The organism is Flavobacterium sp. YJ01 (assembly GCF_029320955.1).
In the GTDB taxonomy this organism is placed as follows: Bacteria; Bacteroidota; Bacteroidia; order Flavobacteriales; family Flavobacteriaceae; genus Flavobacterium.
This window is the reverse complement of sequence record NZ_CP119757.1, coordinates 3,830,223-3,857,013: the sequence shown is the minus strand read 5'-3', so window position 1 is coordinate 3,857,013 and position 26,791 is coordinate 3,830,223. Positions and strand designations below refer to the sequence as shown.

At 32.5% G+C, this 26,791-nt stretch carries 28 protein-coding genes; 15 read left to right on the top strand and 13 right to left on the bottom strand.

The window, feature by feature from the left end:
* Positions 1-49 precede the first annotated feature (49 nt).
* The gene (locus P0R33_RS16940) at positions 50-1,345 is read left to right on the top strand and encodes a deoxyribodipyrimidine photo-lyase (protein ID WP_276172366.1); all 1,296 of its coding nucleotides are present in this window, start codon (positions 50-52) and stop codon (positions 1,343-1,345) included.
* A 413-nt stretch (positions 1,346-1,758) separates the two neighbouring features.
* Here P0R33_RS16940 and P0R33_RS16935 read toward each other — a convergent pair whose 3' ends face one another.
* The gene (locus P0R33_RS16935; RefSeq protein ID WP_276172365.1) at positions 1,759-3,063 is read right to left on the bottom strand and encodes an AarF/UbiB family protein; all 1,305 of its coding nucleotides are present in this window, start codon (positions 3,061-3,063) and stop codon (positions 1,759-1,761) included.
* Positions 3,063-3,722: a TetR family transcriptional regulator C-terminal domain-containing protein gene (locus P0R33_RS16930; protein ID WP_276172364.1), complete on the bottom strand. Its 660-nt coding sequence runs from the start codon at positions 3,720-3,722 to the stop codon at positions 3,063-3,065. Before P0R33_RS16930 ends, P0R33_RS16935 begins: the two co-directional genes overlap by 1 nt.
* Before the next feature lie 98 nt (positions 3,723-3,820).
* Between P0R33_RS16930 and P0R33_RS16925 the strand changes: the two genes are divergently transcribed.
* Complete coding sequence (locus P0R33_RS16925; RefSeq protein ID WP_276172363.1) at positions 3,821-4,732, top strand: TIGR01777 family oxidoreductase; 912 nt, start codon at positions 3,821-3,823, stop codon at positions 4,730-4,732.
* Here P0R33_RS16925 and P0R33_RS16920 read toward each other — a convergent pair whose 3' ends face one another.
* The 4 genes from P0R33_RS16920 to rmuC form a co-directional block, all read right to left on the bottom strand.
* Entirely contained in the window at positions 4,733-5,302 is a 570-nt protein-coding gene (locus P0R33_RS16920; protein ID WP_276172362.1) for a YceI family protein, read from the bottom strand.
* Between the two features lie 196 nt (positions 5,303-5,498).
* Complete coding sequence (locus P0R33_RS16915; RefSeq protein WP_276172361.1) at positions 5,499-5,894, bottom strand: VOC family protein; 396 nt, start codon at positions 5,892-5,894, stop codon at positions 5,499-5,501.
* 41 nt (positions 5,895-5,935) lie between these two features.
* Positions 5,936-6,484 (bottom strand): acyl-CoA thioesterase, encoded by a 549-nt coding sequence (locus tag P0R33_RS16910; RefSeq protein ID WP_184167200.1) that lies wholly within the window; start codon positions 6,482-6,484, stop codon positions 5,936-5,938.
* Positions 6,485-6,653: 169 nt separating this feature from the next.
* A complete protein-coding gene (gene rmuC / locus P0R33_RS16905; RefSeq protein ID WP_276172360.1) occupies positions 6,654-8,027 on the bottom strand; it encodes a DNA recombination protein RmuC in 1,374 nt (457 codons plus the stop codon).
* A gap of 187 nt (positions 8,028-8,214) precedes the next feature.
* Here rmuC and P0R33_RS16900 point away from each other — a divergent pair, with 187 nt between their 5' ends.
* From P0R33_RS16900 to P0R33_RS16880, 5 genes are read left to right on the top strand one after another with little or no spacing between them, the layout of a single operon-like run.
* Entirely contained in the window at positions 8,215-9,090 is an 876-nt protein-coding gene (locus P0R33_RS16900) for a protease complex subunit PrcB family protein (RefSeq protein ID WP_276172359.1), read from the top strand.
* Positions 9,091-9,097: 7 nt separating this feature from the next.
* The gene (locus tag P0R33_RS16895) at positions 9,098-9,496 is read left to right on the top strand and encodes a hypothetical protein (RefSeq protein ID WP_276172358.1); all 399 of its coding nucleotides are present in this window, start codon (positions 9,098-9,100) and stop codon (positions 9,494-9,496) included.
* 51 nt (positions 9,497-9,547) lie between these two features.
* Complete coding sequence (locus P0R33_RS16890) at positions 9,548-10,099, top strand: sigma-70 family RNA polymerase sigma factor (protein WP_184167212.1); 552 nt, start codon at positions 9,548-9,550, stop codon at positions 10,097-10,099.
* Positions 10,096-11,718: a hypothetical protein gene (locus P0R33_RS16885; RefSeq protein WP_276172357.1), complete on the top strand. Its 1,623-nt coding sequence runs from the start codon at positions 10,096-10,098 to the stop codon at positions 11,716-11,718. Before P0R33_RS16890 ends, P0R33_RS16885 begins: the two co-directional genes overlap by 4 nt.
* Before the next feature lie 36 nt (positions 11,719-11,754).
* Positions 11,755-12,276, top strand: a complete 522-nt coding sequence (locus P0R33_RS16880) for a MepB family protein (RefSeq protein ID WP_276172356.1) — start codon at positions 11,755-11,757, stop codon at positions 12,274-12,276.
* A gap of 49 nt (positions 12,277-12,325) precedes the next feature.
* Here P0R33_RS16880 and P0R33_RS16875 read toward each other — a convergent pair whose 3' ends face one another.
* The 3 genes from P0R33_RS16875 to P0R33_RS16865 form a co-directional block, all read right to left on the bottom strand.
* Positions 12,326-15,742 (bottom strand): T9SS type A sorting domain-containing protein, encoded by a 3,417-nt coding sequence (locus P0R33_RS16875; protein WP_276172355.1) that lies wholly within the window; start codon positions 15,740-15,742, stop codon positions 12,326-12,328.
* Positions 15,743-16,043: 301 nt separating this feature from the next.
* On the bottom strand, positions 16,044-16,796 hold the full coding sequence (locus P0R33_RS16870) for a glucose 1-dehydrogenase (RefSeq protein WP_276172354.1): 753 nt from the start codon (positions 16,794-16,796) through the stop codon (positions 16,044-16,046).
* Between the two features lie 155 nt (positions 16,797-16,951).
* On the bottom strand, positions 16,952-17,326 hold the full coding sequence (locus P0R33_RS16865) for a hypothetical protein (protein ID WP_276172353.1): 375 nt from the start codon (positions 17,324-17,326) through the stop codon (positions 16,952-16,954).
* Between the two features lie 152 nt (positions 17,327-17,478).
* Here P0R33_RS16865 and P0R33_RS16860 point away from each other — a divergent pair, with 152 nt between their 5' ends.
* The 3 genes from P0R33_RS16860 to P0R33_RS16850 all read left to right on the top strand — a co-directional run bounded on the left by P0R33_RS16860 (position 17,479) and on the right by P0R33_RS16850 (position 18,832).
* Positions 17,479-17,685, top strand: a complete 207-nt coding sequence (locus tag P0R33_RS16860) for a hypothetical protein (RefSeq protein WP_276172352.1) — start codon at positions 17,479-17,481, stop codon at positions 17,683-17,685.
* 45 nt (positions 17,686-17,730) lie between these two features.
* A complete protein-coding gene (locus P0R33_RS16855; protein ID WP_276172351.1) occupies positions 17,731-18,303 on the top strand; it encodes a pseudouridine synthase in 573 nt (190 codons plus the stop codon).
* Between the two features lie 73 nt (positions 18,304-18,376).
* A complete protein-coding gene (locus P0R33_RS16850) occupies positions 18,377-18,832 on the top strand; it encodes a tRNA (cytidine(34)-2'-O)-methyltransferase (RefSeq protein WP_276172350.1) in 456 nt (151 codons plus the stop codon).
* A 51-nt stretch (positions 18,833-18,883) separates the two neighbouring features.
* Here the strand turns inward: P0R33_RS16850 and P0R33_RS16845 are convergent, their stop codons facing one another.
* From P0R33_RS16845 to P0R33_RS16830, 4 genes are all read right to left on the bottom strand, one after another.
* Positions 18,884-19,660 (bottom strand): ABC transporter ATP-binding protein, encoded by a 777-nt coding sequence (locus P0R33_RS16845; protein WP_276172349.1) that lies wholly within the window; start codon positions 19,658-19,660, stop codon positions 18,884-18,886.
* A gap of 98 nt (positions 19,661-19,758) precedes the next feature.
* The gene (locus P0R33_RS16840; RefSeq protein ID WP_276172348.1) at positions 19,759-20,172 is read right to left on the bottom strand and encodes a GxxExxY protein; all 414 of its coding nucleotides are present in this window, start codon (positions 20,170-20,172) and stop codon (positions 19,759-19,761) included.
* 143 nt (positions 20,173-20,315) lie between these two features.
* Complete coding sequence (locus tag P0R33_RS16835; RefSeq protein WP_276175667.1) at positions 20,316-21,284, bottom strand: iron ABC transporter permease; 969 nt, start codon at positions 21,282-21,284, stop codon at positions 20,316-20,318.
* A 61-nt stretch (positions 21,285-21,345) separates the two neighbouring features.
* Positions 21,346-22,488, bottom strand: a complete 1,143-nt coding sequence (locus tag P0R33_RS16830) for an ABC transporter substrate-binding protein (RefSeq protein ID WP_276172347.1) — start codon at positions 22,486-22,488, stop codon at positions 21,346-21,348.
* 94 nt (positions 22,489-22,582) lie between these two features.
* On the opposite strand from P0R33_RS16830, the gene P0R33_RS16825 reads away from it, so the two are divergent.
* The 5 genes from P0R33_RS16825 (at position 22,583) to cobC (ending at position 26,772) form a co-directional block, all read left to right on the top strand.
* Entirely contained in the window at positions 22,583-22,945 is a 363-nt protein-coding gene (locus P0R33_RS16825) for a DUF5522 domain-containing protein (protein WP_276172346.1), read from the top strand.
* Positions 22,946-23,015: 70 nt separating this feature from the next.
* Entirely contained in the window at positions 23,016-23,522 is a 507-nt protein-coding gene (gene cobU / locus P0R33_RS16820; RefSeq protein ID WP_276172345.1) for a bifunctional adenosylcobinamide kinase/adenosylcobinamide-phosphate guanylyltransferase, read from the top strand.
* Positions 23,523-23,638: 116 nt separating this feature from the next.
* Positions 23,639-25,318, top strand: a complete 1,680-nt coding sequence (gene cobT, locus P0R33_RS16815; RefSeq protein WP_276172344.1) for a nicotinate-nucleotide--dimethylbenzimidazole phosphoribosyltransferase — start codon at positions 23,639-23,641, stop codon at positions 25,316-25,318.
* Positions 25,319-25,456: 138 nt separating this feature from the next.
* Positions 25,457-26,254: an adenosylcobinamide-GDP ribazoletransferase gene (locus tag P0R33_RS16810; RefSeq protein ID WP_276172343.1), complete on the top strand. Its 798-nt coding sequence runs from the start codon at positions 25,457-25,459 to the stop codon at positions 26,252-26,254.
* Entirely contained in the window at positions 26,239-26,772 is a 534-nt protein-coding gene (gene cobC, locus P0R33_RS16805; protein ID WP_276172342.1) for an alpha-ribazole phosphatase, read from the top strand. Before P0R33_RS16810 ends, cobC begins: the two co-directional genes overlap by 16 nt.
* The last annotated feature ends 19 nt before the right edge of the window (positions 26,773-26,791 follow it).

Genomic DNA, 26,791 nt, shown 5'->3' with positions numbered 1-26,791 from the left:
TTAAAAAAATCCTTTTAAATCCTTTTAATCTGTGGCAAAAAATAAAAAAATGACAAAACAAAAAGTTTCCTTTTTCTGGTTTAGACGCGATTTGCGTTTAGAAGACAATACAGGATTATTTCATGCGCTACAATCAGATTTTCCAGTAATTCCATTATTTATTTTTGATGAAGATATTTTGGAACATCTTCCTAAAAATGATGCAAGAGTAACTTTTATTTATGATTCGTTAGAAAAAATAAGTTCAGAATTAAAGAAATTTGATTCTTCTATCTTAATTAAAAAAGGAAAAACAAAAGACGTTTGGAAATCTCTAATTGACGAATTTGAAATTCAAAACGTATTCTTTAATAAAGATTACGAACCTTTTGCCATAAAACGCGATGAGACAATTTCAGCTTTATTAAAAGAAAACAACATCGAATCTTTTTCATTTAAAGATCATGTAATCTTCGAAGAAAAAGAAATTACAAAAGCAGACGGACTTCCATACACGGTTTATACGCCTTATAAAAATAAATGGTTAGAAAAATATCGTTTTTTAGGTTCGATTCCAGAAAATGATTCGACCTCATTTCAAACAAATTTTGCAAAAAATAATTTCAAATTTCCTGATTTATCTGAAATCGGTTTTGATAGAAGTTTGATTAAAGTTCAGCCACATAATTTAACGCAAATTGCCAATTATAAAGAAACAAGAGATTTTCCTGCTTTAGACAGCACGTCTTATCTTTCGCCACATTTGCGTTTTGGAACAGTCAGCATTCGAAAATTAGTGAATTGGGCAAACAGAAAAAATCAGACTTTTTTAAGCGAATTGATTTGGAGGGAATTCTTTATTCAAATATTATTCAGTTTTCCGAATTGTGTTAATCATAATTTCAAATCAAATTATGACGGAATTCAATGGCGAAATAACGAGGAAGATTTTAAACGCTGGTGTTCAGGAACAACTGGATATCCAATGGTTGATGCTGGAATGCGTCAACTAAATGAAACGGGTTATATGCACAATCGCGTTCGTATGGTCGTTGCAAGTTTTTTATGCAAACATTTACTAATTAACTGGCAATGGGGCGAAGCGTATTTTGCCGAAAAATTGTTAGATTTTGAATTAGCTTCTAATGTCGGAAACTGGCAATGGGCGGCAGGAACTGGTTGCGATGCTGCGCCTTATTTTAGAGTTTTTAATCCAGAAATTCAGCAAAAGAAATTTGACGAAAAAGGAGAATACATCCGAAAATGGATTCCTGAATTTGATTTTGGTTATAATGAACCAATGGTAGATCATCCTTATGCAAGAGATCGTGCAATTGCGACTTATAAAAAGGGGATTTTGAAATAATTTTTTTGTTTCAGGTTTCAAGTTTCAGGTTGAACACAATTCTTGTCTTCCTGAGCGAAGTCGAAGGATCTCATGCTTTGTCCATACTGTGTGTCTTCTCTTTGCGGTCCTTCGACTTCGCTCAGGAAGCAAACTGTACGAAAAAAAACATTGTCAAAGTTTTACCATACAAAGTTATTGCGAGGAACGAGGGATCTCCCCAAGTAACTCCATAAAGCATTTCCTAATCTGTGTCGAGCTACTTGCGGAGATCCCTCCTTCGTCGAAATGACATATTCTATGGATATCCAATATTCAACTTCTCTTAAGATAACAAACTAAGCGAAAAAAAACTTTGTCAAAGTTTTAAACTTTGACAAAGTTCTATACATAAAGTTCATCAACTTGAAACCTGAAACCTGAAACAAAAAAACTTAATACTTCAAATAAGCATCAACCACAATTTTAGCCTTCAAATCGAACATTAAATTGTACAAACCGAAGAAAGTACGGTTCATGTAAATAAAATGCTTAGAACCACGGTTTCCGTTCATTTTTTTCAAGTTTGTATCTGCTGAGAAACGTTTTCCTAATTCTGCAATTGCGTTAAAGAATTCTTCGTCGGCAAAATCAAAAGTTTTATTTTGGAAAGGTCTCGTAAAAAGCGACAATAATTCATGAAACATTTCGGTAAAATATTCAATTTCTGCTGGCGTATCGTCTGGATGAAGAATTTCTAATTCGAATAATTTATCATTAAAAAGTTTTGCGTCGGTAATTACATTTTTATTAATTAATTCAAAATAAGGCGTATAAAATTCTTCAGGAATTTGTTTCATACAACCAAAATCTAAAGCAATTAATTGATTTTGATCATCAACCAAAAAATTTCCAGGATGCGGATCAGCGTGTACTTTTCGCAAAACATGAATTTGATACATATAAAAATCCCAAAGCGCCTGACCTAACTTGTCGCCAACTTCTTGATCTGTATTTTTTGCAGTAAATTCAGAGAGATGAATTCCCGTCATCCAATCCATTGTAATGATTTTCTCTGATGAAAATTCAGGATAGTAATTCGGAAAAGTTATATTTTCAATTTTATTGCAAGCGTCAACAACTTCTTGACTTTGTTTTAATTCTAACAAATAGTTAGTTTCTTCAATCAGTTTATCTTCAACTTCTTTAAAATATTTATCAGAATCTTTTCCTTGTAGATTAAACATTCTGATCGCAATTGGTTTTACCAAAGCCAAATCTGAAGAAATACTGTTGGCAACACCAGGATATTGAATTTTAACAGCCAGTTTTCTGTCATTTTTCTTAGCCAAATGAACCTGACCAATACTTGCCGCATTTACCGAATTCGGATTAAACTCATCAAAAATTTCATAAGGCGTTTTACCAAAATTAGTTTTGAAAGTTTTTAAAACCAAAGGTGCAGAAAGCGGCGGGACAGAAAACTGCGAAAGCGAAAATTTCTCCACATAAGCCTGCGGAAGAAAATTCTTGTCCATACTCAGCATTTGCGCTACTTTTAATGCGCTTCCTTTTAAGCTTTTTAGACCGTCGTAAATATCTTCTGCGTTATTTTCGTTCAGTTTATCACGGCTCAAATCTGGATTAACCATTTTTTCAGCGTAATGCTTTACATAGTTTACTCCAATTTTAGCACCTGTTTGAACCAATTTCCCAGCTCTTTCTATTTTTGAGGTCGGAATATAATCGATTGTTTTCATTATCTGCTGTGTATTTTTTCTTTAAATAGAAATTTTCCAAAATCTATTAAATGATTCATTGGCGCTACATTCATCAATTCAAATGAAGCGTTAACCGATTTTTCGATGAAAATGTCTGTTTTCTCAAAAGCTGCAGATTCGTCTTCCATCCAGAATTTAATCGTAAGCATTAACTGCAACCAAGAAGATTCTTGAATAGCTTTTTCCTGAAATTTCTGAAATCTTTCTTGTTCTAATCTGTAATCGTCAGTTAAAATTTCAGCAACATATTCTTTAAAACTGTTTCTAAGCGTAGTTAACTGCACCAAGTTTTTAAGCGGATTTTTATCAATTTTAAGTGTTTGTAAAACATAACTTCTATTGGCAGTAAGAATTTCGAAGAAAGTAAAATAAAAACTCAGCATTTTATTTTTCATATCATATCCCTGATATTCTTCATTTTTGTGAAGAAGATTAACTGTGTTTTCAAAAAACAGTCGGAATATTTCTTTTTCTAAACCTTCTAATGTTCCAAAAAAAGAATAAAACTCAGCTTCCGTAAAATCATTTTCTTTAGCAAAATGATAAACCGATTTTGGTTTTTGACCTTTTTCTAAAACCTCTTCCATATATTTTGAAACGATATCATCTTTGGTAATTACCTTTTTTTTAGTCGTCATTTTATTAAAATTTAGAATTTGGTATAAAGGTAAACATTGTTTGAGTACCTTTACTAATAACCAAACCAGATACACTGTTAAATATATTATAAACTATTATGTCTCAAAACGTTCTATTAACTGGAGGAAGCGGCTTCATTGGAAAACATTTAACAGATGTTTTAATTGAAGCTGGATTTTCTGTATCGGTTTTGAGTCGTTCTGACAAAGAAAACACTCCAAGAATAACTTATTATAAATGGGATTTAAAAAAGAATTATATTGATGAAAATGCAGTTTTAAATGCCGATTATATTATTCATCTTGCTGGCGAAGGAATTGTAGATAAACGATGGACGAATAAAAGGAAGAAAGCAATTTTAGAAAGCCGCACAAAACCTGTCGATTTAATCTTTTCTGTTTTAGAAAAAAACAATAAAAAACTCGAAGCTTTTGTTTCTGCATCGGCGGTTGGAATTTACGGCGCTTTTACCAGCCATAAAATCTGCAAAGAAGAAACGCCTCCAGCAAATGATTTTTTAGGAACCGTTTGCCAGAAATGGGAAAGCGCAGCCGATAAAATTGGCTCTTTGAATATTCGAACAGTTAAAATAAGAACAGGAATTGTTTTAGGTAAAGATGAAGGTTTCTTAAAAAAAATGACTCCATCTTTTAAATCTGGTTTTGGTGCCATTTTAGGTTCAGGAAAACAATATCTGCCTTGGATTCATGTTGAAGATTTGTGTCATATTTATTTAAAAAGCCTCCAAGACACAAAGCTTGAAGGCCCTTATAATGCTTGTATTACAGACAATACGACAAATTCTAGACTTTCTAAAATCATTGCCAGACTTTATGGATATTCCATTTGGCTTCCTAAAGTTCCTCCTTTTGTTTTAAAAATTCTTTTGGGAGAAATGAGCATTGTAATTCTGACTGGACAAAGAGTTTCTTCAGAAAAAATTCAGCAAACTGGATTTGAATTTCAAGACACCGATTTAGAAAAGACTTTAATAAATTGTTTGAAATAGTTATTTTAAAACCGCAAAACGCACCTCATCGCTATGTACAATTCCCGTTAATGCGGTATTGGCCGTTTTAGAGATTTTAGCCGCTATAGAAGCTGGAATCCGAATATTAAAATCGGAAAAAGAAATTGGAAAATCTGAAATTACCTGAATTCCTTCCGGAACACGTTTAATTAAAGCATTTACTATAATCTCTTTTGATTTTCCTTTTAAGTTTAATTTCCCTTTAATTTGATAAGGCCTTTCCGTTTCATTGATATCTTTCAAATCAAATTTTTCTATTTTGCCTTTAAAAACCGCTTTAGGATAGCGATTACTTTCCATATAATTTTCATTAAAATGCTCTTGCATTAAATCTAACTTAAAACGAAAATCTTTGATGGCAACAGTACAAATAAAAGTACTGGATTTAGGTTCCAAAAGTATGGCAACCTGTCTGTTTACAGCTTTTATCTCTTCAAATAACGGAACAGAAGCTTCAAAATTTACAGTTCCAGAATTGGTAAAAAATTTGTCTTGGGCAAGGACAGAAAAAGCGGTAAAAAATAAAAGTAAAAAGGTAGTTGTTTTCATAATCGTCTACAGTTAAACAATTATGTCACTCTATTTTATTTTCATAAAATGAATTAAAAAAAATAGAACGGCAGTACTCAGTGAAAAAATTCCGTAACCCAATTGTTATACTTAAAGTTACGGAATTTTTGCTTGCAAAGTTTTGGAACTAATGCTAAATATTTGTGAATGTTTTTTGAGTGAAATATTTCTCCAACTAACCTTTTACTTCTGTACAAATCTCAATTAAAAAACCATTTAAATCTCTCACATAAGCCACAACTTGCCCCCAAGGTTTTTCTACAGGTTCTGAAACAATTACTGCTCCAAAAGAAGTTGCTTTCTGTAAAACTTCTGGAACATTTTCTACTATAAATCCAATTTCTATCGCAAAAGGCTTGTCTTCTAAACTGCTTTCTATAAAACCATCTTTTAAATTACTTTCTGCTAATTTTTTAGAAGCAAATGAAAGTGTTGTTTCGCCTGTTATCAATTCACCATAATCATTGTCGGGCGAGACAAATTTTCTTGAAAAACCAAAAGCATTTTCATAAAATGAAATTGATTCTTCAACATCTTCAACGTATAAAATTGTATATCCAAACTTTATCATAATTTCTAGTATTTAATGTGTTTTACATAAATATAAGAAATTTAACTGATTTCTAATAGCACATTATACTTTTCTAAACTTGCCAAATCTTCGATAGAATTAATACTTGCCAATTTTTCGTGTTCTTCAACTTCTTTTCGAACTTCGATATGTTTAATTGCTTTTCTAAAACGGCGAACTTCTTGCAAATTCGACAAAATCAGTCCGGGAACTTGCACACTTTTCCCTTCTTTATCTTTGGCAACCATTGTAAAATAAGACGAATTACAATGCTTAATTACACCTGTTTGAATGTTTTCTGCTTCAACACGAATTCCGACAACCATAGAACTTCTTCCAACGTAATTTACAGAAGCTTTCATAGTTACTAATTCACCAACTTCAATTGGTTTTAGAAAATTTACCGTATCTACTGATGCCGTCACACAATAATTGCCACTAAACTTAGATGCCGAAGCAAAAGCAATCTGATCTAATAATTGCAAAATATATCCTCCGTGAATCTTACCGCTAAAATTGGTATGCGACGGAAGCATTAATTCTGATATGCTAACTTTTGATGAAGAAACGGGTTTAAAATCTGTACTCATGTTTTTGTTTTTTTGGTGTGTAGTTATTTTTAAAAACATAGAATCATAGCTTTTCTATACCATTAAAGGCGTTTCACTTGTATTAACAAACATAGCTATGTGTTAGAAACTAGTTTCTTTTTTAATTCTTTAACAGAAAAAAACATCTATGATTCTATGTGTTTAAATTTTAATTCAATAATTCATTTTCATCTGAATTTAAAGCTCTTGCTATAATATTTTCAGGAAGCGATTTCTTAGCCTTTGCCCCCATTTTTTTTAATCTTTCTACGCTCGATATCAGATTTCCTTTTCCATCAACCAATTTATTCATGGCGCTTTCGTACTCTGTTTTGGTGTCTTTAATTTTATTTCCAATACGAACTAAATCAGACACAAAACCTTCAAATTTATCGTATAATGCGCCCGCTTGTCTGGCAATCTCAAAAGCATTTTCCTGTTGTTTTTGATTCGTCCACATACTGTCAATCGTTCTTAAAGTTGCTAAAAGTGTACTTGGCGTAACGATTACAATATTTCTATCGAAAGCTTTTGTGTATAAAGTGGGATCTTCATTTAAAGCAATGGCAAACGCAGGTTCCATCGGAATAAAAAGCAGAACAAAATCGGGACTTTCTATTTGATATAAATCGTGATAATTTTTATTTCCAAGCTGTTCTAAATGTCTTTTTATAGAAATTACGTGTTCTTTGAGTAATTCTATTTTTAATAATTCAGATTCCTCATTTACCCATTTTTCATACGCAACAAGAGAAACTTTCGAATCTACAATCATTTTCTTGCCATCTGGAAGATTGATGACAACATCTGGAAAAACGCGATTTCCTTCGGCATTGGTAAAACTTTGCTGTACTTCGTATTCTCTTCCTTTTTCTAAACCCGATTTTTCTAGAACACGCTCCAGAACCAATTCGCCCCAATTTCCTTGCATTTTGGTATCGCCTTTTAATGCTTTGGTAAGGTTTAAAGTTTCTTTACTCATTTGAGCGTTCATTTCGCTTAAACCGATAATCTGTTGGCGAAGCGCCGCGTGATAATCGATACTTTCTTTATGAGTTTGATCGACTTTTTGTTCAAAAATGTGAATTTTATCTTGAAGTGGCAACAGAATATTCTTCATATTCTCGCTGTTTTGTTCGGTAAATTTTGCCGATTTTTCTTCGAGAATTTTGTTGGCTAAATTTTCAAATTCTTTGGTAAATTTTTCTTGAAGTTCGTTGATTTCGTTTTTTTGTTCTTTATGTCTTTCCCATAAATTTTCAAAATCAACTTCTTTTTTAGAAAGCTGAATCGCCAAACTATCTTTTTCTGTTCTAATGTTTTCTTTCTCAGTATTATTAAATTGCAATTGTTTCTGAAAATTATTTTTTTCATTCTCAAATTGCTCTTTTAGCATTTGCAAATGATTGTTTAATGCCTGTAATCTTTCTTCAGAAATTGCCTTTTCTGATTGGTTTTTAGACGCAGAAAGCAACTTTCCTACGTACATTCCGATGAATAATGCAATTATAAAACCCACTAAAAACGGTAGATAATCTAACATAACTAAGTTTATTTTACGTAAAAGTACGCAATAATACGTAGTACTTAGTTTTTAAAATAGAAATTTCACGAATTAAGAATTAATCCAAACTAAATCAACATTTTATTTTTTCGAAAAAAAATTATTCTCCAACGCAACCTTTTTTCAAAACGCTTATCTACAAGATATAACCTATTACAAAATATTCATGAAAAAATTAATGCTTGGCTTATTTGTAGCCTTCGGAATTAGTGCTTGTTCTCTAGGAGATGATACTAAATATGCAGATTGCGGTGCTAATACACTTGTAGAATTTACTGGATTTCCTTTATTGTGTAACTATAGTGTAAAAACACCTCCGCCTACAGCCGCGGTAACTGTAGTTGGTTCTCAGACAAAAATGGATGATTTATTTTCAAAACACGCAAATAGCTGTAATGTTTCAAGCGATCCAAATATTGATTTTACAAAAGAATATTTAGTTGGAGTTTTTGCAGGACCAAAACCTACTACAGGTTATTCTTTAAAAATTACATCAATAGTAGAAAATAGTTGCCAAGTCATTGTGAATTATTACGAGAAAGCGCCTGGAGCTAATGAAAATGTTTCACAAACACCAACTAGTCCGTTTGATGTTGTTTTAATTCCAAAAACATCAAAACCATTTATTTTCTTTAAAACAGATGAAAGTCCAAATAATATAATTGTGGGAAGTTACTCAAATCAATGTACTGGTGCAGATTGTCAAAAATTCTTCCAAATCAATGATTACAATACTCTAAAATTCTTAAATGTTGCCGCTGGACAATACGATTTTAACCAATACAAATATGTTCCAACTATTAAAAAAGGAGAATATACTTTATTGTTAAAAGATGTTCCAGCAGAGATTTTAGCTCTTAAAGGACAAACTAAGACATATGGAACTCCAAATGAATCTGCTCAAGGCGGTGTTTATTTTGAATTGAACCAAAACGCAGTTATTACGAGAGTTTATATTGACAACGCTGATACTGCAGATCAAAGTGCTGCTATTAAAGCTTTCAAAAAAATAATCCAAGATAAAATTACTAGCTTAAAATAATCCAATAATGAAAAAACTTTTTATATCATTTATCGTCTGTTTTCTTTTTACAACAGTATATTCTTTAGATGCTTCTAAAGTGGCTTCAGGATCAATAGTAAATACTTGGACTTGGGAGAAATCTATCGGTGGTAATGAAAATCCGTATTTGGCAACTCCAAAAACGATTGGATTTAATAAGAAAATCATCTTTACTTCTGAAGGAAGAGTAATTACTTATAAAAATAATGTTGAGATTAGAAATAGTGCTTATCAAGTAGAAAAAGGAATTGGTATTTTAGATCAGTCAGAACATGATTTAATTTCGTTCGAGGGTAAAACTTACATCATAGAAAACCTTGACAATCAAAACCTAACAATTGTAGCCAACGATCAAGATGGTGCTCGAACTATTTTTAAAAGATAGTTTTGTAAACTATTATAAACTATTTTTGCAAAATCAAATTTGAACCATTTCTTGAAAGACGACGTAGAAAAATATATCAAACTGTGCATGAAAAATGACAGAGAGGGACAACTGAAAATATATCAGTTGTTCTCTCCTGTTTTGTATGGAATATGTTTGAAATACATGAAAAATGAAGACGATGCCAAAGACGTTTTTCAAGAAGCTTTTGTGATTGTTTTTCAGAAAATAAGCCAATATAAATTTGAAGGAAGTTTTGAAGGTTGGATGAAACGGATTTTCATTAACAAACTCATCGAAACTTTAAATAAAAAGAAAAAAGAAAGTTTTTTTCTAGATGTTTTTGATCCCGACACCGATTTTGTCGAAGAGGAAGAATTAGAAGTCATTCCGATGGAACAAGAAAAGTTACTGGAATATATACGGGATTTGCCAGATCAATATAGAACGGTTTTTAACTTGTATGTTTTTGAAAAAATGAAACACAAAGAAATAGCCGAATTACTGAAAATCTCCGAAGGAACATCAAAATCAAATCTAAACCGAGCCAAACATATTTTACAAAAGCGAATTTTGAGTATCAAAAATTTTAAGACAGCATGAAGAAGCACAAAATAGAAGATATTTTTTCATCAATGGAAGACTTTTCGAGTGTTCCGCCACCAGAATTATGGGGGCAGATTGAAGAAAAATTAAACAAACCTAAAAAGAAGAAGAGAGCTATTCTTTGGTGGTCGGCTGCTGCATGCTTATTATTGGGGCTGCTTCTGCCTTCAATTTTACATTTTACTGGTTCACCTCAAAATAATAACTTAAACAATGGCGGTTCTGAAAACAATAGTGTAGTTCTTGAGAATAATAATCAAAATAAAAACAATTCAGTTAAAGAAAATGAAGAGAAAACTTTAGACACAACAAATAATGTTCTCTCTCCGAAGAATTCATTACCGAATCAACAACCAAATCAAAATCAAGAAACTGCTGTTGCAAATTCTGATTCGAAAAATAAATCAAATAAAAACAACAATAATTCTAAATACGAAGAGCAAATCAATAAAAATGCTCCAAATCAAAATATTGGAAATCAAAGTTTAATTGCTTCTGAAGAAAAATCTAGCACAAAATCTTCTGCAAAATCCCCTTTAGAAAAAGACAGAAAAACTGCAACTAAAGGAATTTCTGAAGAAAGAATTGCTTTTGGAAAACCTAATAAATTTAATTCGACAACACCGAAACAGCTTCCAAATTCGATTTTTGAAGAACAATTAGTTCCAAAAAACAACAAAAATTTTGCTCTTAATAGCAACAATACTTTTGCAAACAACAATTCTTCTAAACAAAACTTGAATAATACTAAAAGCAATACTGTTGAAAAAACATCAAACGGTTTTGCAAAAGAAAATTCAAAATTTGGAATGCCTTTAACCAAACAAGATTCTGTACAGCTTGCAGAACTTCAAAACTTAGAAAAAGGTATTTTGCCTTTGGATGAGAAAAAAGACAAAAAGGAGAAAAAAGATAAAAAAATAGATTTGAATGAAAGATGGGCTGTAGCTGTTTTTGCCGGCGTTGCAAATTCGGAAAATACTAAAAACGATAAAACTTTAGGCAACGTAAACGACTCTAAACAATCGAATTCGTACGGAGTTAAAACGAAATATAACATTAATAACAAATGGGCTGTTAGCTCGGGACTTAAATTTAATGAGTTAGGACAAAGTGTTGCAAATGTTTCGTACGTAAGTGCCAAAGGCAATACTCTTTTTATACCTGGAGCCAGCGCCGCAGATTATAATAGCGCTGCACCAGTCGGAAATTCAGAATATATTTTAATCTCAAACACTACTAAAGAAGCTTTAAAAAGTGATAATGTACAAAGCGGAAAATTAGATCAGAATTTAAGATATATAGAAATGCCTCTTGAGGTTTCTTACTCTATTTTTAATAGAAATAAAGCGAGCATCAATTTAAATACTGGAGGTTTTGTTGGAAAGTTAATTTCAAATAATGTTGCTTTAGACGGTCATAATATTGGACAAAATACAACTGCAAATGATTATGTTTATGGTTCTACTTTGAGCAGTACAGTTCAATATCGTGTGTATAAAAAAACGAATGTTTTTGTGGAACCTGCAATGAATTATTACATTAATCCATTAAACAATCAGTCTTTCAATCAGTTTCAGTGGGGATTAAATTTTGGTTTAAATGTTTCTTTCTAAATTTAATTTGCAGTAATTTTCAGAAAAGTATTTCTTATGGATTTTACCATTTCTGAAATTGACTCAAAATCAATTCCAACGGACTTATTTAATGCTAAACTTGTTTTTGATAAAGCTGACTTAGAATTGGCTTATCTTCAAAAAGAAGATGAAAGTGACGAATACAGTGCTTTTCGTTTTTCTTTAAACAATAAAAAAATCTGTTATAGAGAAGCTAAAATAACGCCAACTAAAACGGGGCAATTTGTTACTTTATGGAAACGAAATAAAAAAGGAATTATCGAACCTTTTGATTTTTCTGATAATATAGATTTTGTCATTGTAAGTGTTCGAAAAGAAGAGAATTGGGGACAATTTATTTTTCCTAAAAAAATTTTACTCGAAAAAGGTATTTTTTCTACTGAAAAGAAAGAAGGAATTAGAGCTACACGCGTTTATCCGCCTTGGGATGAAACGACAAGCAAACAGGCTCAAAAAACACAAAAATGGCAGTTAGATCACTTTTTTGATTTTAGAAATAAAATTGATTTTGATCAACTAAAAAAAATATTCGCATAAAAAAAGGCAGTCTTAAAATGACTGCCTTTCTTTTTATCCTGAAGATTTATTATTTTTTGATAATCTTATCTTTAAAAATTACTTTGTTATTCTCGGTAACTGTGTAAATATAAAATCCAGAAACTAGATTATGAACAGACATAACCGCTGTACTAATTTCAGATTCGCTTTGTACGCTAATCGGATTTCCAATTACATGTCCGTTAATATCGTAAAGTTTGATTTTTAAATCTCTTCCTTGTGTTGTTGGCACATCAAAATTGATTACATCTGTTGCAGGATTTGGATAAGCACGTACAACATATTTATTTTTACCTCCAAAATCAGGAACAGCAAGAACATCTTGTTTCAATTCAAAACGAGCAATTACAGGTCCGTGATCAGACGTTGTAGTCGTATAACTTGCAATATCATTTCTAGGATCATAAACCGCAGTTGAATTTGCAATATAATCATCTAATAATTCATTAGAAATTGTAATATGATCTAAGAATCCACCTGAGCTTAAGAAACTGTAAGCACCAGCTTGGCTGATTTCTAAAGTTAGCGCTTTATAATTATTAGCATCATTTACAAAAGCTTCATAAGAAGAAGGCTGTCCAGCAATTACAGACGCTTTTACATCATCATTATAATCTCCTAAAAGAATAATATTTGAGTTTGCATAATGTGTATCTAAACTATCTTTAAGAACTTGAGTATCATATTTACGCATATTGTAACGAGAAATATCAGTTCCGCTGTTTGCACGTGCGTGAAGGTCGATTAACTGAATTTCATTTTTAACTCCGTTAAGATTCGTTTCTAAAGTTACCATGTAAGGCAAACGTCCAGATGAGAAAAAACTGCTGCTAGATCCGCCCGGATAATTAGCCAGTGTTTTTGTACCAGCGCGCAACTCATCATAAAAACCTTTAAACATTACACGTGTTTTCTTCAATGTTGTTGTTTTAGTATTGTAAATAACAACTAATTTTTGAGGTGGAAAAGTTGGATCTGAAGTTGGATCCCAAGAATAAGACCAAGAAGTTGAAACCGTTTTTTCGAATGTCTTACCATTTACGTTTATCTTCTGAATTAAAGCATCAATCTGAGCGTCGCTAGAAACCTCTTGAACTACGTAAACGTCTGCGTCTAATTTATTCATCACTTTGGCTACGTTTTCTAACTGTAATGTTTTGTCGGCTGGACCATAAGCTGAAGTTGGAGCACCAAAGAATTCTAAATTATAAGTAACAACATCAAAAGTATCTGCTTTTGGTAATGAAGAACCTGTTAGTGAACCAATTTGTTTACTTAAAGAAGTTCCTGTCACGGTAAGCGATCCAGAAATTTTCAATTCTTTTGTAGTTGGAATAAATCTTGCATAAAGCGTTGTTCCTGCCGCAGCATTTGCAGACGAAATCACTACGCTTGAAGCAAAAGAAATATTATCTAATGATAATTGATACGAAGCTGGAGCAGTAAGAGTTAAATCTCCATAACCATCAGCTTTAAAAGCAAAAGACTGGCTTGCAGAAACTGTATTCTGAGCTACATCTCCAAAATCTAAAACTGGATTTGAGGCTACATAACCAGATTCGTTTGTAATAGCAAAATCGTCAATAGACCATTCTGAAGCATTATTTGTTCCGCCAGCAGTAGTTTCGTAAACCCATGCCAAATAAGTATGATCTGTTTTATATGCTCCTAAATTGATGAACTCAGATTTTACATAACTTCCTGTAACGGTTGGAAAATTTCCCTCTATTTCTGTCCAAGTTGATAAAGTAGGATCACTCACACCATCGTAATTTGTAGAAACCATTAATTTTAAAGATGGTCCAGCATAAAATTTACGAGAATAGAAAGACAATAATGGAAATTGACCGAAACTGTCTAAACGCATTTTTGGAGAAATCAACCAATCTTTACTTGGCACATTAGTATCTGAGAAACCATTCATAAGAACGGCACCCGTTCCAGAATTTACATTTCGTGTTACATTTGTATAGGTCCACTTGTTTAAAGGTCCAGAAACATTGTATTGTGTCCATCCGCTGTTTGAAAGCACATTCGGATCATCAAAATTTTGAATGTAAGGATTCGTTCCAATTCCTGAAACTGAAACCGTTTTGCTTAGAGCACCAGTAGTTTCGTTTGTAATTGTTCCCGATAAAATACCAGCAGCGCTTGGTTTAAAACGTACATAAACTGTTGGCGTTGCATTTGAAGCAAAATCTACTGCATCATAAGAAACAGAAGACTGAAAAGTAGTATTATCTTTTGAAACTGTATAATTAGCCGTTGCTGTTACAATTACTGGAGCATTAATATTTGTTCCTTTAATTTGATAATTTAAACTAGACGAATCTGAATTTTGTTCTACACTTCCAAAATTAAGATCTGCAATTGTAGTTCTTATTGAAGGCACTAAAGCATTTGCCGTTGTAACATCTAGTTTATTAACCGTTGTTTGAAGATTTTCAGAAGCATCTTCAGAAACAGAATAAACTGTGTAAGCTGTATTTAAAGTTAAGCCTGTAAAGATTTTAGAATATTCTAAAGATTTGTCTGCAATCGTCAATGAACCTGACTGTAGAGCTGCAACTCCTGTAGCATCTAAACCTGCCTTTACTTGCGCTGCAGTTGGCAATGTGCTTCCAGAAGCAGTTAAAACGAAATAGGTTTTACCTGTTTCATTTAATTTATTGATAAAGTCAAAGCCATCAGATAAAACCTCAACAGCTTTTGGATAACCAGATTCGTTAACAGGAGAAGTTGTATCTCCTCCAACTTTAATATTATCAATTGCAAAAGATGGTCTAGAACCTGCACCAGAATCTTGCCTTGAAATCCATCTGATTTGAACCACTTGCTGATTATCACAATCCGCAGGCAATGTAATTTTAATAGTTTTTAAATTTTGAGGTGTAGTAATCGCAGTAATCTGCTGATCGACAGTATTACTGTAAACCGTTTCTGCTATAGAAGTAAAAGCAGCTGTTGTTCCTACACGGTATTGTAATACCAATTCGTTAATACGGCTAGAAACAGGGCTTCCAGGCAATCCATAAGGATTACGAATAGTCATCGCATCATACTGAACCTGAACAGCAGTTTGTCCTGTAGTAGAAAATGCTAAAGCAATAGTTAAATCTAAAGAGCTGCTATTTAAGAATCCAATTTTACCATCATAATTATGAAAATTTCCACTTGTAGTTGCAGCGGTACTGCTCGCATTAAGTTGTCTGTCTGCTCCAGGCGTAGCATTTGTATTGAAGCTAGCGCTAGGACTTGTAGAAGCTGTCCATCCTCTCAATCCCACCGGAAAAGCTGTAGCCGTCGCTTGCAATCCAGTAAAGTTTTGAGAATAAGGTAATGTTTGAACTTCTGGCATGGTTCCCTGGGCAAAAATATTTCCAGAAAAGCAACCTATCAAACATAAAAAAGCCAAGAGTTGGCGCGAAAAGTAAAGTTTTTTCATACTGTTAAGGAATAGAGTTTTTAGAAGTCAAATTTATCGCCTTTAAAGTTAAGCGAATATTATAAAACCATAAACTTAACGGTTATAGATTTATCAATATTATTCAAAAAAGCTTAACACAATATTAAAGATACTAAAATAAAATCAACCAAAAAGCTTAAACACCAAACATTATTCAAAACGCCACAACCTTTACAATGATTAAAAAAACTCCACATTTCTTACAAACAAAGGAATTTTAAACAAAAAAAGCAGTAAACTTTTGCTTACTGCCTTCTCACTTTGTTATGTAGTCTAAAAATTATACCGCAGTATAACCTCCATCGGCTATAATATAACTTCCTGTTGTAAATGATGATTTATCAGAGTTTAAGAAAACTACCAATTCGGCAATTTCTTCGGCAGTTCCTAAACGGTTCATTGCCGATTTGGCCGCCACGGCATTCATCATGTCTTTATTTAAATTATCTTTTAAAAGAGCTGTTTCAATATAACCTGGCCCAACAGCATTACAGCGAATATTTTTTTGAGCATATTCAACCGCAATATTTTTAGTCAAACCTACAACACCGTGTTTACTTGCAGTATAAGCAACACTGTTTGGAGCTGCAACTTGTCCGTGAATAGATGCAATGTTCACAATGCTTCCTCCTCCATTTTTTTCCATTTGTTCTAACTGATAGCGACAAGCATAAAAAACACCGCTCAAATTAAGCGCTATTACTTTATCCCAAGCTTCTGGCTCATATTCTCCAGTTGGTTTTGCTGGTCCGCCCATTCCAGCGTTATTGCACGCAATGTCAAGTCGACCATATTTTGAAACCGTAACCTCAACCATATGCTTATTATCTGCTGCACTCGACGAATCTCCTTTTACAAAAAAAGCTTCTCCGCCTTTGTCCTTTATATTTTTTACGGTTTCTTCACCGTGCTCTACATTGATATCAGATATTACTACTTTTGCTCCTTCTCGAGCGTATGCTTCTGCAACTGCGCGTCCGATTCCTGAACCGCCGCCAGATACAAATGCTACTTTGTTTTCTAAAAGTGACATATTCTTAAAATTTAAATTTGCTCCTCTAATTTACGAAGATTTAAAGGGATACTGAAGTCTTAAGAAGAGTTTACAATAAGATTAACGCGAAGCGCTAATCTTATGTTATTTGATATTAAAATCACAAGATTCTGATGAAAATTTCGTATTGTAAATTAATCCTCTTCATCCAATTTCATATTACCCCTGTCTTTATGACTTTCTGGATTTGAATTCGGATATCGATTTGGTGTTATGTCAGAATTTCGATCTTTGTTTTCTACTGTTTTATTGGCTTCTTCTTCGGTAGAAACACCACGATTTGCATTTGGATTTTTAGAATCAGTTTTTGATATTTTTGATTTAATATCTTCGTTTTCGTTTCTTGCCCTTTCTACAATTTTTTTATCTCCATCTTTATCGCTAACCAATTCTTTATTCAGTTTTGCATCTTTTAAATTTTCATCGTGCGAAACGTTTTTTCCTTTAGATTCATCTATATTTTTTTGCGTTCCGTTTATCTTTTTCGTTCCTAATTTATTCGTTTCCATGGCATTATTCTTTTGAGTTTCTTATATAATATTACGAATTAAATTTCTTATAAATAAAGGGTTTAACATTGCTTTTAGTTTATAATAGCTCGTTTTTCATAATTCACTATCTTTATTTACAACATTTTACGATTTAACCTAAATCTTAACTTATGAATTTCTTCAAAATCAAAACCAGCTGGTCAAATGCCGAATTCATTGTAATCAAAATTTGTATGGCTTCTATCTACATTTTTGTTGGAAGTTATTTTCATGAATTCTTCCAAAACTATTATTGGGCTTTAATCGAAATCTTTGCTTTTACTGCAATTTGGTTTTTATATCAATGGATAAAGAAAATGAAATCTCAAAAGCAGTAATTCGTTTTAATTTGAGAAACCAACTATCTTTGCAAAAAATTAAAAATGCACAGACACTTCATTCTTTTTAAACCTTACGGCTATTTAAGCCAATTTATTTATGAATTAAAAAGAAAGAAAAAGCTTTTAGGCGAATTACATGATTTCCCACAAGGAACTATGGCAATTGGAAGATTAGACGAAGATTCTGAAGGTTTGCTTTTACTGACGACTGACGGAAATATGAGTGAACTCGTTCGAAGCAAAAAAGTTGACAAAGAATATTATGTCCAAGTTGACGGCATTATTACTCCCGAAGCAATTGAACAATTGCAAAAAGGTGTACAAATTGGACTTGACGGAGGCAAATACAAAACAAAACCCTGCAAAGCCTTTATTGTAACGCAAATTCCCGATTTTGGAGCAAGAGCCAAAAAAATTAGAGACGAACGCCATGGTCCAACTTCTTGGGCTTCAATCACAGTTAGAGAAGGAAAATTTCGCCAAGTTAGAAAAATGACTGCTGCGGTTGGTTTTCCGACGCTTCGTTTAGTTCGTGTACGAATTGGAAATGTATATTTGCAAAACCTAAAAGCTGGAGAAGTTTTAGAAGTTTCTGATTTTGAATTAGAAAATTAGAGAATGTGGTAATTAGATAATTTTTGAAACCTGAAACTTGAAACTTGAAACCTAAAAATTAAAACTCAAAAAAATGCTAAACGTAGTTCTTGTAGAACCTGAAATACCAAATAATACTGGAAATATCGGAAGATTGTGCGTAGGTACAGAAAGCCGACTTCATTTAATTCATCCGTTCGGATTTGTTATTAATGACAAAAATCTAAAACGTTCTGGATTGGATTATTGGGTTCATCTTGATGTAACCGAATATCAAAATGTGGAAGAATGGATGGCACAGATCCCTGATCATTCTCGAGTATTTTTAATGAGTTCGCATTCTGATAAATCCTATTTAGAAAATGAATTTCAAGATGGTGATTGGTTAGTTTTTGGAAAAGAAAGTGTTGGTTTGAGTAAGGAGTTCATGGAAAGATTCGAAAATCATTTAACCATTCCGATGTCACCGCTAATTCGCTCTTTTAATATTGCCAATTCTGTAGCTTTTGTAGTTGGCGAAGCTAAAAGACAAATTGGATTAAAGAAATAGCGATTTTCATTTCCTGTAAGGTTTCCAAAACCTTACAGGACAGCCGAAATATTAATTCACAATAAACTTCCCTTTTTCAGCATCAAAAACAATATTTTCATCTTTGAATAAATTGCTGAAACTTCCGTTCGAAATTAAATTACAAGGCTGGTCTTGTGTGATATTATCTGGCGTCATGATAATCATTTCATCACTTAATTGGATTGCCAAATCAATATCGTGTGTTGAAAACAAAATGCATTTCTGAGTTTCTTGCGTTAGCTTTTTCAATAATTTGAACAGCGAAACTTTGTGCAATAAATCTAAATGCGTTGTTGGTTCATCTAAAATAATTACCGGCGTATCTTGCGCCAAAGCTCTTGCAATTAATACTTTTTGTAATTGTCCGTCACTAATTTGAAAATGCTTTTTAGAGGCTAAATGTTCGATTTGAGTCAATTGCATCGCTTCTTGAACTTTTGCAACATCTTCATTAGATAATTTGTCAACCCAATTTGTGTATGGCTGACGACCGAGAGCGACTAATTCAAAAACAGAAAGATTACTTGGAGGCAGTTTTTCGGTTAAAACCAAACTTAGATTCTGCGCTAATTCTAAAGGTTTATAATCTGAAATACTTTTTTCATTTAAATAAACATTTCCAGATAAAGGTTTCTGAATTCCAGTAATTGTTCGCAACAAAGTTGATTTTCCAATTCCATTTGCTCCGATTAATGTTATTAGTTTTCCTGAAGCTAAATTTAGATTCAGATTCTCAGCAATAGTCGTAACACCTTTCTTGGATTTGTATCCGATATTCAGATGCGACGTAGTTAGAATTGATTTCATTTTGAATTGATTTTTAAACACATAGAAACATAGATTTTTCTTTTTCCACTAAGAGTTTATTTTAAAATTTACTAGTAAATTAACACATAGCTTTGAACTTAAAACTTTGGCAATAATTTGAAATATTCATTTACAAATGTCTTTTGGCCTTCTTTGAAAATATTAAAACAATTAAAATTAATTAGAATGCCTTTTGGTGCTTTTAAAAGTTTCATATACGTCATTAACTGTGCTTCATAAATAGGACTTATTTCCGATGTTGCTTTTAATTCTACAACTAAACAATTCTCTACAAATAAATCACATTTTAGATCTGCATGTAATTCTTTTCCCTTATAAATCAAAGGAACTTTCATTTCAGTAAAAAAATTTATGTTTCGAAATCTTAATTCTTCTTTTAAACATTGATGATAAACATTTTCAAGCAAACCTTTTCCAACTGCTTTGTGAACTTCAATACAAGCGCCAATAACATTAAAAGTTAATTCATCTAGATATTTTTGAGTTACCATTTAAATTAGTTTTATAAAATAGAAAACCAGTTTTAATTCACTAAAACTATGATTGTTTAAAAAAAGTGAAACGCCTTTAATCGGCTTTTAAAACTATGTATCTATGTGTTTAAAAAACTAAGACATTAAATATTTGTAAGTTTTTACTTAAAATTTCTTTTTCTAACTAAAAGCCAAATAACCACTGGCGCACCAATAATAGACGTAATGGCATTTATTGGAAGTGTAACATCAAAGCCAGGCATTTGTGAAACAATATCGCAAAACAGCATAATAATAGAACCAAAAAATAAAGTACTCCAAAATAAAATGGTGTGATTACTGGTCTGAAAAGTCAGTTTTGCTATATGCGGAACTGCTAATCCGATAAAAGCAATTGGGCCTGCAAATGCCGTTATGGCTCCAGATAAAATACTTGTTGCGAATATGATTATTAATCTTGCTTTTTTAAAATTTAAACCCATGCTTTTGGCATAGTTTTCTCCTAAAAGTAAAGCATTTAATGGTTTAATACTTTTGGCACTCAAAAGCAATCCGATTATAACACAAGATGTCAGAATTCCGATTGTCGACCAAGAGAGATTTCCTAAACTTCCCATTGACCAAAAAGTAAATTTCTGAAGTTGTTCTGCCGTGCTAAAATAAGTTAAAACACTAACAATTGCTGTTGTAAAACTTCCAAACATTAATCCGACAATCAAAATTGCCATTGTATCTCGTAATCTTTGGGAAACAACAAGAACCAAAAGTAAAACTAAAGTACTTCCGAAAGTTGAAGCCAAAACAATTCCGTATGACGACAATGCAATTACACTTAAAAACGAAGGCAGAAATCCTGCGCCTAAAATAACAAAAGCGACTCCCAAACTCGCGCCCGAACTTAGTCCTAAAACATAAGGTCCAGCAAGCGGATTTCGAAACAAAGTCTGCATTAAAAGTCCGCTAATTGAAAGTCCGCTTCCGACTAAAACTGCCGTTATCGCTTTTGGCAAACGGTAATTAATAATGATATATTCCCAAGTTGATTTTGTGGCATGACCACCAGTTAAACTCGCAAAAACATCTTTTAGCGGAATAGTAACAGATCCTAAACTAATGCTCGCAAAAAACATCAGCAAAAGACCTAAAGTCAAAACAGCAAATAAAATCGTATTTCGTTTTTTATTTGCCAAATTAGTTCAGTTTTGATGCAAAAGTAAATTCGTAGCTTGACAATAAATCAGGATGGAAAATCTTGATATAATCTTTCAAGACCAAATCTGGTCGGCTTGGCGCTAATTCGTAATAGACCGTTCCGCCAGTTGCGCCCAATTTGCCTTCAAAATTGTAAACGCTTTTATTTTTGAAAGCATCAAATTCTCCATAATGAGGATTCGCTTTTTGCAATTCATCTAAACTTTTAAAAGAACCAGAAGCAATCCAAACATTGGCAGTTTTAGCTTTATCCAATACTTTTTCAAAAGACAAACCTTCGCTCCCACTTCCTTTTAAATCTGCCCATAAATAATTTGCTTGAGCATCTTTCATAAATTGTGCAACCCAACTATTTCCTTTTGCAACGTACCAAACATCTTCGTACATAGAACCGTATAACACTTTTGAAGTTGCAGGTTTATCGGCAACTAATTTTTTTGCCTGATTGTAGCTTTGCACAATTTTATCAAAAAGCTCTTTTGCTTTGTCTTCTTTACCAAATAAAGCGCCGTAAAGTTTGATCCATTCTGCTTTTCCGAGTGGAGATTGTTCCATCCAATCGCCTTGAATTAAAACATTTAACCCGCTTTTTTTCAGATTATCCAACATCGGATTATTATTATCAACTCCAAAAGTTACAATCAAATTTGGTGCTAATTCTATTAATTGCTCAATATTAAGTTTTTCATTTTGTCCAACATTTTTCACAGAACCTTTGTCAATTAAAGCTCTTGTTTTTTCTGAAGAAATATAGTCTGTGTGCGGAAAACCAACTAATTTGTTTTCTACTTCTAGCATTTCTAAAAATGGAATATTTGTCGTAGAAGTTACTACAACAGATTCTAATGGAACTTGAATAGAAGTGTAAGACAGAAGACTATCTGGAACTTTTGCGTCTTTTTCTTTTAAAATATACTTGAAATCTTTATCTGAATTAGGCCATGGATTTGAGACTGTTACAACAGAATAATCATCATATTTTAGGATTGAAAGTCCAGATGCATATTCAATACTATTTTTAGTATTTTCTATTTTTACGGTTTCAACTTTTTCATTCTTCTTACATCCGACAAGGATAAAAAAAGCTGCTATAAAAATCATTTTAGGAAAAAAATATCTCATGGTTGCGGTTTTGGATGGCACAAAGGTAAAGTATTTTTATATTTTTTTTGTTTACCTTTATTCTTACAAATTTAAACAATTGTATCTTTGCGATATGAATACCACAAAAAAGAAAATTTGCTCAAGCTGTGATTCTGAATTCAGCTGTGGAGATATATCTATAGTAAATAAATGTTGGTGTAATGATTTTCCGCCGATCTTCAATCTCTCTGAAGGCGGAGATTGTCTTTGTCCAATTTGTTTCAAAGAAGCCTGCGAAGATAAAATTGATGCTTATGTCGAAACTCTTTCTCCAGAAAAAGCGCTTCAAAATAAAGCCAAAGATTTACCCAAAACCGAAATCTTAATTGAAGGAATCGATTATTATCTTGAAAATGGAAATATGGTTTTTAAAACTTGGTACCATTTAAAAAGAGGAACTTGTTGCGGAAATAATTGCCGACATTGCCCCTATTAATTGTTAATTATAAATTGTTAGTTGTTAATTATTAACTTGGCCGACATAATCTAACAATTAATAATTAACTATGCTTTATTTGATAACTGGCGGCGAACGCTCTGGAAAAAGTAGTTATGCTCAAAAACTTGCTTTAGAACTTTCTAATTCACCTTTATATATAGCAACAGCTCGAAAATGGGATTCTGATTTTCAGAGTAGAATTGATCGTCATCAAAACGAACGTGACGAACGCTGGACCAATATCGAAGAAGAGAAATATTTAAGTAAAATTGATTTCACCGAAAAAACTGCTTTAATTGATTGTGTAACACTTTGGCTTACCAACTTTTTTGTAGACAACAAAAATGATGTTCAATTAAGTCTGGAAGAAGCTAAAAAAGAATTTCTTGCTATTGCGAAAAATCAAAATTCTAACATAATTATTGTAACAAACGAAATCGGAATGGGCGTTCATGCAGAAACTCACATCGGGAGAAAATTTGTTGAACTGCAAGGCTGGATGAATCAATTTCTTGCCGAAAATGCTGACGAAGTTGTTTTGATGGTTTCGGGAATTCCGGTAAAAATTAAATAAAAATACCCAAATTAGAAATTCCAAATTCCAAAGCTCAATATAGTTTTGGCATTTGGAATTTTCTTTTTTAGAGTTTGACCTTGGAATTTGGGATTTAAAAATTGTAATTTTATAGCATGAGCAATCTAGACGATATATTAAAATCCCGCCGCGACACCCGACATTTTACAACCGATGAAGTTCCTGACGAAGTAATTCAGAAAGCTTTGCAGGCTGGACATTGGGCGCCTTCAGTTGGTTTAACTGACGCGACTAGATATTTCCTCATTAAATCGGATGAAGTCAAAACTTCCATAAAAAAGCTGTTTTTAGATTACAACAAAAAAGCGGCAGAACTCACCGATAATGAAGAACAAAAAGAATTGTACAATTCACTAAAATTAGAAGCAATCGAAGAAGCTCCAATCGGACTTATTATTGCTTACGACCGTTCTGTTTTAAATCAGTTTACAATTGGAACAATTGGCAGCAATGAAGCAGTGAAATTCAGTTCGGTTTGTGCGGCACAAAACATCTGGCTTTCGCTGACAGAACAAGGTTACGGAATGGGCTGGGTTTCGATTTTAAATTATTATCAGTTTAAAAAAATCCTAGATTTACCCGAAAATATTGAACCGTTGGGTTATTTCTGTATCGGAAAACCAGCAACAAATTATAACAATCAGCCAATGTTGCAGCAATTGCATTGGAAACAAAAATCGGAAGCGCCAATTTGTACTGAAATTACAGAAATTTATAAAATAAACATTCCCGATTCTCTATTACAATCAAAAAATGAAATTGAAGATAAATCTGATTTTTGCAAATTGCTGCAAGAAAAAATAGATTCTAAAACAAAACCCGTCGGCTCTTTGGGAACTCTTGAAACTTTAGCTTTTCAAATGGCAACTGTTTTCGAAACTTTAAATCCTAAAATTACAAAAACGAATATTGTGGTTTTTGCGGCAGATCACGGAATTGCAAATCATGGCGTAAGCGATTACCCGCAAGATGTTACACGCCAAATGGTTACTAATTTTCTGGATGGCGGAGCCGCAATAAATGTTTTCTGCAAACAAAACAATATTGAATTATCTATTGTAGATGCAGGCGTAAATTATGATTTTCCAACCAATGCAAAATTGATTAATTCGAAAATTGCTAAAGGAACGCAGTCGTTTCTTCATGTTCCAGCAATGAGCGAAACCGAAGTTCAATTATGTTTTGAAAAAGGAAAATCTATTGTTGAAACTATTGCAAAATCAGGTTCAAACTGTATTGGTTTTGGCGAAATGGGAATTGGAAATACTTCTACAGCTTCTGTTTTAATGAGCTTTTTAACTGGTTTTTCGATTGAAGAATGTGTTGGAAAAGGAACGGGAGTTTCTGATGAAAAATTAATTCAAAAACAAAACATCCTCAAAAAAGCAATTGAAAATTATTCTGGTCAAACCGATTTAATTTCGCAGCTTTCCTATTTCGGAGGTTTTGAAATTCTACAAATGGCGGGCGGAATGCTTTCTGCTTTTGAAAATAAAATGCTGATTTTAGTCGATGGTTTTATTTGTACTACAGCTTTTTTAATTGCTTATAAAATAAATCCGAACATTAAACAAAATGCTATTTTCTGTCATTGTTCTGCCGAAAAAGCACATCAGAAATTATTAGAATATTTAGATGTCAAACCAATTTTAAATTTAGATTTGCGCTTGGGCGAAGGAACGGGTTGCGCGGTTGCTTTTCCGATTTTAAAATCAGCGGAGGCTTTTTTGAATGAAATGGCTAGTTTTGAGAGTGCGGGAATAAGTCGAAAGTAAGCTCTCTATTTGTCATTTCGACTGAAAGGAGAAATCACACGCGGGATTCGACAAAGATTGGCGACGTTCTTTGCGGAGTTTCTAGTGTGATTTCTCCTTTCAGTCGAAATGACAAAACTGAATTAAAAATTTATATAAATGAAAAAAGAACTACATATTTTCCTCACTTGTTTAATGTTCTACACAAGAATTCCCTGTCCAAAAACCATTACACATCATCCAGATTATTTAAATAAAGCCACAAGATATTTTCCTTTCATTGGATGGATTGTTGGAAGTATTTCTTTTTTGGCATTTTATATTTTCTCACTTTTTCTTTCTACAGAAATTGCTGTTATTTTCTCAATTGTCATTTCAGTTTTAACAACTGGCGCTTTTCATGAAGACGGCTTTGCCGATGTCTGCGACGGTTTCGGTGGAGGCTGGACCAAAGAAAAAATCTTGATCATAATGAAAGACAGTGCCATTGGTGCTTACGGAGCAATTGGATTGGTTTTACTTTTTTTATTGAAATTTAAATTGCTTTCAGAATCTATTTTGTTATTTCAAGTTTATGATGAAATGGCAGTCTTTAAAACATTTCTCCTATTTATTTCTGCGCATTCCTTAAGTCGATTGGCAGCAATCAGTATTATTTTCACGCATAAATATTCTCGCGAAGATGCTTCAAGCAAAAGCAAGCCAATTGCCAAACAATTTACTTGGAAAGAAGTTTTTGGTTCTTTCTTTGTTGGTCTAGTTCCTTTAATTGTATTTTCACTTTTTGATTTTAGATTAATTCTAGCCGTAATTCCTGTTTTTATAACAAGATATTTTTTAGCTCGATATTTCCAAAAATGGATTGATGGTTATACTGGAGATTGTCTTGGCGCAACACAACAAGTCTGTGAAATTATTTTCTACCTAAGTATTTTATTTTTATGGAAATTTATCTAGTCCGTCATACCGAAACCATTTGCAAAAAAGGAATCTGTTACGGACAATCGGACGTAAATATTGCGGAACCTTTTGATGAAATTTTTAATAGAATTGTTTCCGAATTACCAGAAGAAGCTGCGATTTTCTCGAGTCCTTTAAAACGTTGTGCCATTCTAGCAAAACACATTCAGCAAAATATAAAAGTTATTTCTTATCAAGAAGATAATCGTTTAAAAGAAATGAATTTTGGCGATTGGGAATTGAAAACTTGGAATGAAATTCCGCCTGAAGAACTCAATCCGTGGATGGAAGATTTTGTAAATATTAGAGCTTTAAATGGGGAATCTTTTACAGAGCTTCATGAAAGAGTTGGTGATTTTTTATTAGCTAAAATTCAAAAAACAAATCATCCTATTATTATCGTTTCGCACGCAGGAGTTATCAGAAGCATATTGTGTCATCAAACCTCACTTCCTTTAAAAGATGCCTTTAATAATAAAGTTGATTTTGGAGAAGTCATCAGAATTGAATTATAAAATTTCAGTTTGTTTTATT

Excerpts from the sequence above, each read along its gene's own strand:
- P0R33_RS16940 (WP_276172366.1), top strand. The coding sequence starts at position 50 with ATGACAAAACAAAAAGTTTCCTTTTTCTGGTTTAGACGCGATTTGCGT.
- P0R33_RS16845 (WP_276172349.1), bottom strand. The coding sequence starts at position 19,660 with ATGAAATCAATTCTAACTACGTCGCATCTGAATATCGGATACAAATCC.
- P0R33_RS16835 (WP_276175667.1), bottom strand. The coding sequence starts at position 21,284 with ATGTTTTTTGCGAGCATTAGTTTAGGATCTGTTACTATTCCGCTAAAA.
- P0R33_RS16900 (WP_276172359.1), top strand. The coding sequence starts at position 8,215 with ATGAAAAAATTAATGCTTGGCTTATTTGTAGCCTTCGGAATTAGTGCT.
- P0R33_RS16920 (WP_276172362.1), bottom strand. The coding sequence starts at position 5,302 with ATGAAAACAACTACCTTTTTACTTTTATTTTTTACCGCTTTTTCTGTC.
- P0R33_RS16910 (WP_184167200.1), bottom strand. The coding sequence starts at position 6,484 with ATGAGTACAGATTTTAAACCCGTTTCTTCATCAAAAGTTAGCATATCA.
- P0R33_RS16810 (WP_276172343.1), top strand. The coding sequence starts at position 25,457 with ATGAAAAAAGAACTACATATTTTCCTCACTTGTTTAATGTTCTACACA.
- P0R33_RS16930 (WP_276172364.1), bottom strand. The coding sequence starts at position 3,722 with ATGACGACTAAAAAAAAGGTAATTACCAAAGATGATATCGTTTCAAAA.
- cobU (WP_276172345.1), top strand. The coding sequence starts at position 23,016 with ATGCTTTATTTGATAACTGGCGGCGAACGCTCTGGAAAAAGTAGTTAT.
- P0R33_RS16925 (WP_276172363.1), top strand. The coding sequence starts at position 3,821 with ATGTCTCAAAACGTTCTATTAACTGGAGGAAGCGGCTTCATTGGAAAA.
- P0R33_RS16855 (WP_276172351.1), top strand. The coding sequence starts at position 17,731 with ATGCACAGACACTTCATTCTTTTTAAACCTTACGGCTATTTAAGCCAA.
- cobT (WP_276172344.1), top strand. The coding sequence starts at position 23,639 with ATGAGCAATCTAGACGATATATTAAAATCCCGCCGCGACACCCGACAT.
- P0R33_RS16880 (WP_276172356.1), top strand. The coding sequence starts at position 11,755 with ATGGATTTTACCATTTCTGAAATTGACTCAAAATCAATTCCAACGGAC.
- P0R33_RS16915 (WP_276172361.1), bottom strand. The coding sequence starts at position 5,894 with ATGATAAAGTTTGGATATACAATTTTATACGTTGAAGATGTTGAAGAA.
- P0R33_RS16935 (WP_276172365.1), bottom strand. The coding sequence starts at position 3,063 with ATGAAAACAATCGATTATATTCCGACCTCAAAAATAGAAAGAGCTGGG.
- P0R33_RS16885 (WP_276172357.1), top strand. The coding sequence starts at position 10,096 with ATGAAGAAGCACAAAATAGAAGATATTTTTTCATCAATGGAAGACTTT.
- P0R33_RS16870 (WP_276172354.1), bottom strand. The coding sequence starts at position 16,796 with ATGTCACTTTTAGAAAACAAAGTAGCATTTGTATCTGGCGGCGGTTCA.
- P0R33_RS16895 (WP_276172358.1), top strand. The coding sequence starts at position 9,098 with ATGAAAAAACTTTTTATATCATTTATCGTCTGTTTTCTTTTTACAACA.
- P0R33_RS16865 (WP_276172353.1), bottom strand. The coding sequence starts at position 17,326 with ATGGAAACGAATAAATTAGGAACGAAAAAGATAAACGGAACGCAAAAA.
- P0R33_RS16875 (WP_276172355.1), bottom strand. The coding sequence starts at position 15,742 with ATGAAAAAACTTTACTTTTCGCGCCAACTCTTGGCTTTTTTATGTTTG.
- P0R33_RS16850 (WP_276172350.1), top strand. The coding sequence starts at position 18,377 with ATGCTAAACGTAGTTCTTGTAGAACCTGAAATACCAAATAATACTGGA.
- cobC (WP_276172342.1), top strand. The coding sequence starts at position 26,239 with ATGGAAATTTATCTAGTCCGTCATACCGAAACCATTTGCAAAAAAGGA.
- P0R33_RS16825 (WP_276172346.1), top strand. The coding sequence starts at position 22,583 with ATGAATACCACAAAAAAGAAAATTTGCTCAAGCTGTGATTCTGAATTC.
- P0R33_RS16860 (WP_276172352.1), top strand. The coding sequence starts at position 17,479 with ATGAATTTCTTCAAAATCAAAACCAGCTGGTCAAATGCCGAATTCATT.
- P0R33_RS16840 (WP_276172348.1), bottom strand. The coding sequence starts at position 20,172 with ATGGTAACTCAAAAATATCTAGATGAATTAACTTTTAATGTTATTGGC.
- rmuC (WP_276172360.1), bottom strand. The coding sequence starts at position 8,027 with ATGTTAGATTATCTACCGTTTTTAGTGGGTTTTATAATTGCATTATTC.
- P0R33_RS16830 (WP_276172347.1), bottom strand. The coding sequence starts at position 22,488 with ATGAGATATTTTTTTCCTAAAATGATTTTTATAGCAGCTTTTTTTATC.